The 12,097-nt window shown below is 46.8% G+C and carries 8 protein-coding genes; 1 reads left to right on the forward strand and 7 read right to left on the reverse strand.

Going from position 1 to position 12,097, the window contains the following annotated elements; all coding sequences use genetic code 11:
• Positions 1-13: 13 nt before the first annotated feature.
• The 5 genes from HZF10_RS07215 to HZF10_RS07235 form a co-directional block, all read right to left on the reverse strand.
• Entirely contained in the window at positions 14-316 is a 303-nt protein-coding gene (locus HZF10_RS07215; protein WP_176005525.1) for a GIY-YIG nuclease family protein, read from the reverse strand.
• 151 nt (positions 317-467) lie between these two features.
• Entirely contained in the window at positions 468-1,334 is an 867-nt protein-coding gene (locus HZF10_RS07220; protein ID WP_176005526.1) for a pseudouridine synthase, read from the reverse strand.
• 261 nt (positions 1,335-1,595) lie between these two features.
• Positions 1,596-2,552: a geranylgeranylglycerol-phosphate geranylgeranyltransferase gene (locus tag HZF10_RS07225; RefSeq protein ID WP_176005527.1), complete on the reverse strand. Its 957-nt coding sequence runs from the start codon at positions 2,550-2,552 to the stop codon at positions 1,596-1,598.
• A gap of 36 nt (positions 2,553-2,588) precedes the next feature.
• On the reverse strand, positions 2,589-3,527 hold the full coding sequence (locus HZF10_RS07230) for a mevalonate kinase family protein (RefSeq protein WP_176005528.1): 939 nt from the start codon (positions 3,525-3,527) through the stop codon (positions 2,589-2,591).
• A gap of 78 nt (positions 3,528-3,605) precedes the next feature.
• Positions 3,606-4,688 (reverse strand): diphosphomevalonate decarboxylase, encoded by a 1,083-nt coding sequence (locus HZF10_RS07235; protein ID WP_176005529.1) that lies wholly within the window; start codon positions 4,686-4,688, stop codon positions 3,606-3,608.
• A gap of 155 nt (positions 4,689-4,843) precedes the next feature.
• On the opposite strand from HZF10_RS07235, the gene HZF10_RS07240 reads away from it, so the two are divergent.
• Positions 4,844-5,320, forward strand: a complete 477-nt coding sequence (locus HZF10_RS07240; protein ID WP_176005530.1) for a TspO/MBR family protein — start codon at positions 4,844-4,846, stop codon at positions 5,318-5,320.
• A 91-nt stretch (positions 5,321-5,411) separates the two neighbouring features.
• Here the strand turns inward: HZF10_RS07240 and HZF10_RS07245 are convergent, their stop codons facing one another.
• Entirely contained in the window at positions 5,412-8,927 is a 3,516-nt protein-coding gene (locus HZF10_RS07245; protein WP_176005531.1) for a DUF7619 domain-containing protein, read from the reverse strand.
• A 127-nt stretch (positions 8,928-9,054) separates the two neighbouring features.
• Positions 9,055-12,096: a choice-of-anchor L domain-containing protein gene (locus HZF10_RS07250; protein WP_176005532.1), complete on the reverse strand. Its 3,042-nt coding sequence runs from the start codon at positions 12,094-12,096 to the stop codon at positions 9,055-9,057.
• Position 12,097 lies beyond the last annotated feature (1 nt).

The raw sequence follows: 12,097 nt of genomic DNA on the forward strand, positions 1-12,097 counted from the left end.
ACATTTGTCCGCGTTAGGCCGCGGTTGTTTCGGAATCAAGCCATAAAAGTTCGGAAAGGCATGGATTCGCGCGCATGATCAACCGCCATTTTTGGCTTTCCTTCCACTTTTTTATTTCCGCGACCCGTGATTCGGCAAGAGAAAGTTTACTGAACGTCTCGAAATAGATGAGATGTGTCGCATGGATTTCCTTCGAAAACGAAGAGCACGCGATTAATTTGTGTTCTTCAAGTTTTTGCGTCAAATCGTCGGTCGCACCGATATAGAGATAAGTGCGCGCGACATTGGTGAAGATGTACAGGTAACAAAATTGCATGGCGTATAGATTAGACGATAAAAGTAGCGTGCAAGCTCGAAATCCGGTTACAGATTTTCTGTACATTTTGTGAAAATTGAGGAAAAATGACAGACCTCAAAGGTTTTTAAAAACCTTTGAGGTCTGTTCTATAAGCTCGAAACAGACTATTCTACCCGTTTCTCAAATTGATCACTTCCTGTTCCGTCAAAAACCTCCAGTTTCCTCTCGGCAAGTTCTTTTTGGTCAATCCTGCAAACGAAACGCGGTCGATTTTAAGCACATTGTATTTGAACTGCTCGAAAATCGCACGCACGACTTTTACGTTCGCGGTTCGCAATTTCAGGCCGATTTCTGTTTTCGGCTCGCCTTCCACATAACTGATTTCGTCCACGAACAAACGATGTTCATCGAGCGTCACGCCACCCGAAATCTTCTCGAGATCCTCAAATTTAAGGTTGCGGTCAAGCGACACCTGATATATTTTTGGCGACTTCTGGTTCGGTTTGCCAAATTTCACGACCATATCGTTGTCGTTCGTAAAAAGCAGCAATCCCGTAGTCGTTTTGTCCATACGCCCGACAGGTTTCAAGTTCGGCACACCCGATGAGCGAACCAGATCCAAAACATTGTTCGAACCTTTTTCCTCATCGCCCGACGTACTGAAATTCTTAGGTTTGTTAAGCAGCACATATTCCTTGCGCTCAGGCGTGATAAGGCTTCCGTCGAAATTCACCACATCTCCGGGTTTCACTTTGTAACCCATTTCGGTCACGACGGCGCCATTGACTTTCACATTGCCCGATTGGATATAAATATCCGCATCTCGACGCGAGCAAGCACCCGAATTCGCGATGTATTTATTGAGCCTGATTTCGTCCGAAGCCTTTGCCGCTTTGGCTGGAGCCGCTTCCTTCTTAGGTTTTTGCGTGCGTTTTGGCAAAGCCGGTTTTGCATCCGATTTCGGCTTAAAAAAGTTTGTACGCCCGTCTTTTCCTTTGCTGCGGTCGAAACGCTTGTCGTTGTTAGGCTTGTCCATCCCCATTAAATTTTTGGCAAAGATACGTAAGGTTCAGGGTTTAGGGCGCACAGATGTGGTATTTGTTGTAAGAAGCCAATCCGGCTGTCCGCTGCAAGTCCTCGGCTCCAAGCCAAATTTTTTTGCATTTGGCCGCGAGCTTCCTGAGGTCGCTGCGCCAAAAGCTAAAAATAAAGGCTTGTTTCCTGTGGGCTTTCCGCTGCCATCCGGGCTAGGAGGCAAGTGTCGGACAATAAAAATAAATAATGAGAATAAGGAATATCAAAGTCCCGACATCAACATCTTTTTCCCGTTCCACAAAACGCTGGGTTCGATCAAAACGATGCAGAAAACGCCGGCCACGATCAAAAATTTGAGCATGTTATGTAATGCCAGAAACTGTTTGCGTTTGTCGGCTTGCCATAAAAAAAGTACGAAAAAGAGTAGGAATCCGAGACACACATAGAAGTAGATATCCATATAACCCACGTCGAACATATTGATCAACGCATACACCGGAATTACCGTAAGCACGACCAAAACCGTAATTATTCTTTTCGAAACGTTTTCGCCGTAAACCACGGGAATCGTCTTGTAATCGGTGGCAAAATCACCTCGTAAGTTCTCGAGGTCCTTGGTCATCTCACGAATCAACAAAAGCAAAAACAGGAAAGACGCGTGCGAAATGATGATCTCGAGCTGCATCGGCCGGAACATGCTGTTCGGATCGAGTTTTCCGAAGTACAGCAAAATCCCGAAAAACGGCGCAATAGCAAGCAAACAAGCCGAAACGTTGCCGATAATCGCATATTTTTTAAGCTTGTGCGAATAGAACCAGATCACGAAAATGTACATCGCATAGAACAACGCCACGCGCCAAGATACGAGCCATCCGACGAAAACCGCTAGAAAATTGAGTGAAAAATAAACATACAATTTGGTTTTCTGGCTTACCAATCGGTCGAGCATCGACTTGCGCGGCCGGTTGATCAGGTCTTTTTCCGAATCGTAAAAATTGTTGATGATATAACCCGAAGCGATCGCGATAGAAGACGCCAAGACCAACAAAAAGATATTGATGTCCAAAATCACCTCGAGTGCGCCCATTTCGGGTGGCGACAAAATGAAAATCGCCGAAAGGTACTGCGCCAAAGCGATCACGGGAATGTTATAACCGCGAACCACCGAGAACATGCTTGCGATTTTCTTGAGCAGCAATTTGTTCTTGCGGTTGAGCATCCGGTTGGAATTTGTGATTGTGTCCTTCGGGAAATCCTAGAACTGGTAAACGACTTCGAGTTTGTAGTCTTTGAGTGCTTTTTGCGCTTTCTCCAAATCTTCGGTAAAGCCCAAAATATAACCGCCGCCGCCAGATCCGCAAAGCTTCAGGTAATAATCGTTAGAATCGATGCCGTGTTGCCAGATGCCGTGGAATTGTTCGGGAATCATCGGCTTGAAATTGTTCAAAACGACTTTCGAAAGTTTCTTGGTATTGGCAAAAAGCGACTTCATATCGCCTCCGAGGAAATTCTCGACACAAGCGTCGGTATATTTCACGAACTGGTTTTTGAGCATCGCACGGAAACCTTTGTCCTTGAGGTTTTCCATAAAAATGTTCACCATCGGTGCGGTTTCGCCTACGATTCCGGAATCGAGCAAAAACACGGCTCCGTGACCGGTCGCTTTTTGGGCAGGAATTCCGGTCGCTTCGATATTGTCTTTTGAATTGATCAGAATCGGGATGCTCAAATATGAGTTCAACGGATCGAGACCGGAACTTTTTCCGTGGAAAAACGATTCCATGTGACCGAAAATCGTCTTGAGCGTAAGCAATTTCTCGCGCGTAAGGTTTTCGAGAACCGTGATTTTATTCTTGGCGTATTTGTCGTAAATCGCCGCGACCAAAGCGCCGCTCGATCCGACGCCGTATCCTTGCGGGATAGACGAATCGAAGTACATGCCTTCGGCTACATCGTGATGTAATTGGGCAATGTCGAACTGCACCAAATCTGGATGTTCGGTTTGCAAATTCTCGAGATAGAATACGAAACGGCTTAGGCTCGCGTTCGATTTTTTGGCGTCCTCGTCTGGGTTTTCGGCCACTTTGAGCGCGCCTTTGTAATAATTGTATGGGATAGAAAGTCCTTTAGAATCCTTGATGATTCCGTATTCGCCGAACAGGAGAATTTTTGAATAGAATAACGGTCCTTTCATTTTATTTGGTGTTTAGCGTATAACGCAGGAACGCTCGATTTATTAGTGTAAAGTTACGCAATTTAAAACGCCGAACTTTCAAAAGTTTTGTGCACCTGCGCCGATTCGGTCGCAAATGTACTCTCCATTTTTGCAAAACGCAACTAATTCATCCTTAATAAATTGCAAAACTTCTACTGCAACGTTTTCGGGATAAAGTACGTGTACGTTCGCTCCGGCGTCTAAAGTGAAACAAACGGGCATTGCGGTTTCCCGTCTGAATTTCCAGATTTTATTGATGATTTCGAGCGTGTTCGGTTTCATCAGGATAAAATACGGATTAGACGTCATCATCATCGCATGCAACGTCAATGCCTCGCTTTCGACGATGGAGATGAAACTTTCCAAATCGCCCGATACCAGTGAATTTTTTACTTTCGACAGGTTCTCGTGCGCTTGTTCAAAACGTCTTTCGGCAAACGGATGCCCGATCATCAAGTCGTGACCGACCGTACTCGAAACCTCTTTTTGCCCTTTCTCTACAAGCAAAATCGCATCCTGGTAATTCTTGAAATTCGGATGGATTCCGAACGGGAATTCCACGCCAAATAAATCAGAACTTCCTTCAATTTCGGCATGTTTTCCCCAAACCACGACTTCGCCTTTTACGCTGCGGCACGCACTTCCGGAGCCAAGCCTTGCCAAAAAAGATGCTTTTTTCCAGAAATGATCGTCGGTCATTTGAGGATTGAGCGCTTTTTCCAAACTCATCAAATTGACCGATAAAGCCGCCATTCCCGAAGCCGAAGACGCGATTCCCGATGAATGCGGAAACGTATTGCGCGTATCGATTTTAAAATGATAGTCTTTCAAAAATGGCAAATAGCGTTCTATGCGTTCGAAAAACTTGATGATTTTGGGTTTAAAATCCTCTTTCGGTTGTGCTTCAAAAAGCAAATCGAAAGAGAAGTTCCCGTCGTTTGCGCGTTTTGAAAATTCCAGTTCCGTTACGGTCTTACAAGAATCCAGTGTAAAACTGATCGATGGATTCGCAGGCAATTGCGGTTCTATCTTACCCCAATATTTCACCAAGGCAATGTTGCTCGGCGCGCTCCATTCAAAACGGCCGTTTTCAGGATAAGTAGCGTAAGGTTTCGGGATGAAATCGACGTCTTGCGACATAAGATGAATTTTGGGCAAAGATAGGTTGAAAGTGGTTAAGTGCTTAGGTGCTCAAGTGCGAAAGTTTGCAGTAGGAAAAAAGCCGTCATCAATATGGTGCTCGTTTCGTACTTTCGCCATTGCGCAACGTGTCCAAAGTGAAGCGCCTCTAAAAAATGAACAAGTTCTCCAAAATCCTCATCATGGTCGCCACGTGCATCGGCGTCGGATATATTTCGGGCCAGGTCACCCAATCGAGTGTCGACACTTGGTTCCCGCTTCTTGAAAAACCATCGTTCAATCCGCCGAATTGGTTGTTTCTTCCCGTCTGGAGCACACTTTACGTATTGATGGGAGTCGCCGCCGGATTGGTTTGGGCACGTATCGATTTCGATAAGGACGAGGTTCGCAACGCACTCAAATTTTTCTTTATCCAATTAGGATTGAACGCCGCATGGTCGTTGGTTTTCTTCGGACTCAAGAACCCGTTGCTGGCTCTGATTGAAATCGTTCTGCTTTGGCTGATGATATACGAGACCTGGTTCAAATTCAAAAAACTAAACAAAATTTCGGGATTCCTGTTTGTGCCGTATTTACTTTGGGTCAGTTTCGCGACAATCCTCAACGCATCCATTTGGTATTTGAACCGCTGATTTTTTGGAGTGTCGGAGAATTTTGGGCATCCGTAAAAAAAAATCCCCTTCAGAACGAGCCGAAGAGGATTTTCCCATTAAAACGATATCGTTATTCTATGACCAGTTTGCGAACCAATCGCTTGTCGCTTGCGGTCATTATCTCTACTAAATAAACGCCTTTTGATAATCCGGTCACGTTCACGTTGGCTTGCGATTGTTGCAAGCCATCGGTTTCGGTGACTTTCTTGCCCAGCATGTCATAAACCGAAATCTTAGAAAGCACTTCGCTCGTGTTGGTAAAACTTACCGTGAACACACTGTTCGCAGGATTCGGGAACAAAACGAAACTTGAAGCGTCGAAATCATCATTCTGCAACGCATCGATAAACATCGTATTGAACGTATTGGTCACAACGGCAGGATTGCTGTCGAAATAAATTTGGGCCGTATTCGGGATGATGTCGCCCGCCTGGAAACCAGGTTTTACTTTTATCTTGAAGAACACATAGCCTTTCGAAAGTTGATCGTTCTGCATTTGTCCCGGTAGCATGATGTAGTCAAAAATCCATTTTAAATGGTTCTGCTTGCGCTGTAGCACATAGTTATGGCTCGCATTGAGCATCACGACGGTATTCTCATCCAATTGAGGATCGAGAATGTCGTCAAGGCGAACTTGGATTGCACTTGCCGTTCCCGTGTTTTGGAAATAGATGGTGTAGTACAAGAATTCATTTACGCTGAACGTATTGATATCGATCTGTTCGCCATGCGCTTCGATGATCATGTTCGGATCGTACGAATTCACGACAACCTGCGTATTCGAAAATGTATTGTTCGCTAAATCGATGTCGTTCGCTACAGCCGAAATCGTTACGCCATTCGTGAGCAAATCGTCTTGGTTTACAGTTGGAGGCGCAGGCACGGAAAGCGTCACGATGAACATGCGTGTCTCGTTTGGCTGCAAGTCGGTGAAATTATACGTGAAACCATTCAAATTGGCGACCGTTCCTGGTTGAGAGACATCTGTAATGGTAACCAAGGCATCTTTTGTAAACGTGATCGTTCCCGAAGCCGGGCTCACGCCGTTATTCGTATAAATGACTTTATTTTGGTACGTCATTGCAGGCCGAGGCGCGCTGATAGAGACGATAGAAACCGCAACATCGTTGAACGGTTGGGTCAGCGTAACCGGGAAATACACGATTTGCTCACCGCTGCCAACGGCGATATTCATGTCGTTGTACGAAGCCGATACTGTATAATAAGACGCAAATCCAGACTGGATAACATAACCCAAATCGTAGCTGTTGACCGGATTGGCGTCGTAAAGATCGTAGCTTCCGAAAGGCGAATACACTTGCGAAATATCGCCTGAATCATTCTGCTCTACAGTAAACGATCCATGGTTGAAAGCATCTTCGCTCGCATCTTTTACACCGTTTGCATTTTCGTCAACAAAAGCCACCAATTGCAATTTGTCTGAACATTGAGGCGGACCAGAAGTGAAACTGCCGGCTTCTATAAATACGGCCGAATCGTATAATGAATCGTTTCGGTCAGCTACTACAAGTTTGATGTGGTACGGATGGTTAGGTATCACAACTGACGATGCCGTCATCACGGCCGTTTGTCCTATGAAATTAGTGGCGCCGTCGTAATCGGGAGTGCCGAAATACTGGCCAAAATAGCCTTCATTTGCCGAAGCACAGCTCGTATTGTTCGCACCGTCGCGAATCGTCACTACCGAAACCGGATCCTGTGTTCCCGGAACAACAGCCAAATTGGTGGTGATACCTGTTTCGAGATCGGTCAAAAGAAAAGCGAAAGCGTCGGCGTAATTGCATTGGAAAATCCCGTATTCATCTGAAGCGAAAAGGAAATTAAAGCTCATGAATTCGTTCAAAGCCGTAAAATCGAATTCGAGTTTAGTGGCATTCCTCGAATTCATCGGCGTTCCCAAAGTCGTACTGATGATGGCTTCCAAATCTGCATCTCCAGGCCATTGAGCACCGCCGTCACTAAGTGCCGATGTGTTTGGTCCGGGAATATTCGCAGCATCTCCGGTGCTTAAAACGATTCCCGATGTCAACGGAAAATTCGGATTGTCGTTCTGGAAAAAGCCGATGCCATTGGTAGAGCCGAAAGTCGTTCCGGTACTCGAGCTCACGTTGGTGATTTCCAGGCAAGGATTGTCTATCAAAACGTTGCTGATCAATTCTGAAGGCGTATAAAGTGTCGTATTCACGCTGAGCGGATTGGTTTCGGGAATAGCCGTAACGAACGAAACCGGCGGAGTCGAAACCGTCATCCAGCCTTCTTCGCAAATCGTCTTGATGCTTACGCTATAAGTCGTGTCCGGGGAAAGTCCGGTCAGGACGAATGGATTGCTTGATGTCGTGAAAGGTGAACCCGAAACAGAAGGCGTCACCGTCAATTGCCATTGCGTGGCATCGCCTACGGAAGTCCATCCGATTGTTGCCGAATCGGTCGTTACATTGGTAACGGTGACTCCGTTCGCGACAAAACAATTCGACGGCGGACCGCAATATACCGAAGCGTCCCAACCCGGCATGTTGACACTCGTGTCGCTTTTGAAAACGAAGGTCAGGCAACCGTCGGTGCTCGTCGATTCAAACGGGCCTGGAATGGTAGTTCCCCAAAATGATCCGGGCAATCCGCCGGGCACGTTGCCGCCGAGGTTGCCACTTGAAATCATCGGTGCCGAAGTGGAATTTCCGTTGTACACATATAATCCGTCCCAAGTGGCTTCGGTATTGAAAGAGTTGAACGAAACCGATACGACATCTCCGGGATTTTCAGGACAAATCGTGGTCGTAGCATTACTAAGGTTCGAATAATTTCCGTTCGCACCTCCGTTGTCGTAAAAATGTTCGCCGCATAGGGTTACGGGTTGCACGGTCGTCGCGATAGCTGACTGACTCCAGACGCTCACGCTGTTTTCGCAATGCGCACGCACGTAAAAGCTATAACAAGTACTTGGACTTAATGCGGGAAACATATAAGGATTCGCCGTCACTAGTGTTCCGACTGAAGAAACCGTAGGTGCCGGTGCGCCGCAAGGGATCGCCAAAACCTCCCAAAGAACAGCCGTACCCGTTTCCGTCCAGCTTAGCAACGCAGTTGTAGACATTACATTCGATACCGTAAGTGCAGTAGGAGCGGGACAGTTGAAGTTTTCGCTTCCGCACGTTATCATGGCTTCCCATCCGCCATTTTCTAGAGTTGAATCGCTTTTGAACCAAAAGGTGAGGCAGCCGTCAGGGCTAGTGGAAGTGAACGGTCCGGGAGCGGTAGTGCCCCAAAAAGCACCCGACATCCCACCTGGAACGTTGCCTTGTTGTCCGCTTGAAATTTGAGGCGCATTCGTCGAATTGCCATCAAAAACATAGAGTCCGTCAAATTGTGCTTCGGTTTGGAATGAAGTGAACGTTACCGTTACGGCTTCACCGGGAACATCTGGGCAAATCGTGGTAATCTCATCGGCGTTCGCCGGATAATTGCCTTCCAATCCGCTATCGTAGAAATATCCGCCACACTGCAGCTGGGCAAAGCCAACCGAAGAAAACAGGACGATAAAAAACAAAGAGAGTAGTTGTTTGCTCATTGGCGATGTTTTTTGGTATCCCGTAAATTTATTGATTTACAAATTGTTAAGCAAGTCTTAAGATTTCATAAAAATGAAAAAATCCTCCAAATTTTGGAGGATTCCTTTGTTGATGGGCAATTGCGATTTATTTAATTAACAATTTTTTTGTGAATTCCATGTTGTTTTCTGAAAGTATTTTTATGACATATACCCCTTTCGATAAACCAAGCACGTTAAAAATGGCAGAGGACGTGCCAAAATCCTGTTCCAAAACTTTAGCTCCCAAAATATTGTATACGTTGATCTTTTGGATGATTTGCGCATCCGATAAAGACACAAACACGTTTTGTGAAGCCGGGTTCGGATAAATTCTCGCATCGGTTTTTATAACATCTCCAGAAGATAAAGCGTCTGTAAAAGTCGTCTCAAACACATTGGTTTGGATCGCAGGATTTGAGTCGAAGAAAATATTGGCAGACGCCGGAACCATATCACCTTCCGTAACGCCCGGATCCAATTTGATACGGAACGTCACAAAGCCCTTGCTGGCGGCTTCATTTGCCAAATTCGAAGAAAGCATGATGTAATCGAATTTCCATTGCAGATGTGTGCCGTTGCGCTGTAAGACATAGTCGTGGCTCGATTCCAGGATTGTAATGCTGTTTTCGTCCAATTGCGGATCCAAGTCCATGTCGATCTTTACGTGTATCGCATCGGCCGTGCCCAAATTCTGGAAATTGACGGTGTAATACAGATAGTCGTTTTGAGAAAACGTATCGATCGGGATTTCAGGTCCGTGATGCTCGACGATATTGTTCGGATCAAAAGAATTCACGACGACTTGCGACAAAGACGAGCTGTTGTTCGCCGGATTGATTTCCGTGACCGAAGCCGTAATCGAAGCCGAATGCGTAAGCACATCGCCCAAGTTTACCGTAGGTACGTCGGGAACCGAAATGTTGACCATGAACGAGCGCGTTTCCTGTGGTTGCAACCCGATGTAATTGTAAGTAAGGGTGTTGCTGTTGATGTTAGCTCCCGCCAAGGTGCTCGATGTAATCGTCGTAAGCATATCCGAAGTGAAATCCAATGTTCCCGAAGTCATGGAAACGCCATTATTGTGATAAAAAACCTGACAAGAATGTGTGTATCCCGGTCTCGGAAGTGAGCCAGGCGATACGGTTAGGCTCACATCGCTGTACGGGTTGGTCAACACAATAGGGAAATACAATACTTGCGTGCCGCTTCCCGTTGCGATGGTCTGGTTGGTATAGCCCGAACCCGAAAAAGAATAATAGCCCGAAAACTCATTTTGGATCGCGTAATTCAGGTTGTATGTATTGGTCGGAACGTCGTCATAAAGCGAATATTCGCCGTCGGGAACGTAAACCTGTTGGACAGGTCCGGCGTTTTGCGAAATCGCGAACGAGCCGTAAGTGAAGTTCTGTTCAACTCCGTCCTTGACACCGTTGCCGTTCTCGTCCACAAAGGCTACGAGTTCCAATTTGTCTGAACATTGTGGCGGGCCTTGCGTAAAACTTCCGGCTTCGATGAATACCGCAGAATCCAAAAGAGTATCCTGTTTATCGGCAATGACCAATTTCAAATGATACTGATGATTGACGGCCAACGAAGCCGAAGCCGTCATCACTTCCGTCATGCCGTTGAAGTTGATCGGTGCATTCAACGAGCTGCTGCCATCGCCATAATATTCCCCAAAAAATTGAGGGTTGGCCGAATTGCAACCCGCGTTGTAAGCTCCGTCACGAACGGTCACGACCGAAACCGGTAGTCCGTTGGTGCCGGGAACTACCGCTAAATTCGTTGTGACGCCCGTCTGAAGGTCGGTAAGCAAGAAGGCGAACATGTCTGAAAAGGTACATTGGAACATGCCGTACTCCTCTGAAGCGAATACGAAGTTGAAACTCATCTGAGGCGCAAGGCTCGTAAAATTGAATTCAAGTACAGAAGCGTTCTTGCCAAACATAGGTTCGCCGATGGTAGCCAGAGCCAACGCTTCGAGGTCGGGATCGCCGGGCCAGCCTCCGGCGCTGTATCCAAGCGACGAGGTGTTAGGTCCCGAAATCTGGCTCACCGCTCCCGTAGACAAAACGATTCCCGATTCGAACGGGAATTGCGTGCCCGAGCCGCCATAAAAATACCCGATGCTGGGCAAACCGCCATAATTGGCCGAACCCGAAGAGGTGATGTTGGATATGTTGAGGCAAGGATTATCTATGAGCACCGATTGTACCAATTGGGGAATCGTGTACAACGAAGTATCGCCAACCAACGGAGGATATACGGGAGTCGCGGTATAACCAACAGATTTCCACGAACTGTGCAACCCGTTTCCGCAATTCGAACGCAAATAAATCATGTACGATTCGTTGGCTTGCAAATTGGTGATCAGGTGCGGGTTGTCGAATATTTCGATGCCCGAATCACTATCCGACGGATCGGAGTCGGTTGCCGGTACGACAAGGATTTCCCAAGACGTCGCGCCTCCGATTTCGTTCCAGCTTACATTGGCCGACGTATTTAGCGGTGAGACTCCGGTAACGGTAAGGTTCTGCGGCTGATGGCATGAAAGTACGGGCGAAAAATTATTGATGTCGTCGAGCAAAATACGGTCTCCGGTTTGCGATCCCGAAGTCTGGGTGCAAGTACGCACGAAAGCCACGTAAACGGCCGTTCCGCTTGGGTACGGCAAAGTGACTTCGTATTGCCCGTAAACCGGATTTAACGGCAGGACATCGTCGTTGTATTCGGCAAGCATCGTGGTAAATGAGCTCGCTTGTGTCGGGTCGGCCGTTCCCGGTGCGACCCAAACCTGAAGTTTCGAATTGGAATAACCCGCGATCGCAGAACTCGCCCTGAAATACAATTTCGCGTCGGGAGTCACATAAAAAGACGGCGTCACCAGATAATCTTTCGACAGATTGCCCGAACCGATGTTCTGTCGGTCCATAAAAGCCGCGTGACTGCCCGAAAGAGCCGGATAATTTGAATTCAGCGTCCAATAGTTCGTACCTATGCCATTGTCATAAACGTACCAAGTGCCCGACGGCAATGTCCACGGGCCATTCCCTGCAGGCGGAATCACGGTATTGTCGTCGAAAGTCTCAACGAATTGGGCTTGAGCCAAACTTCCTATCAGCAACAAGAACAGGTAAATCTTTTTCATA

The sequence above is a fragment of the Flavobacterium agri genome, assembly GCF_013401995.1.
GTDB classification, from domain to species: Bacteria; Bacteroidota; Bacteroidia; order Flavobacteriales; family Flavobacteriaceae; genus Flavobacterium; species Flavobacterium agri.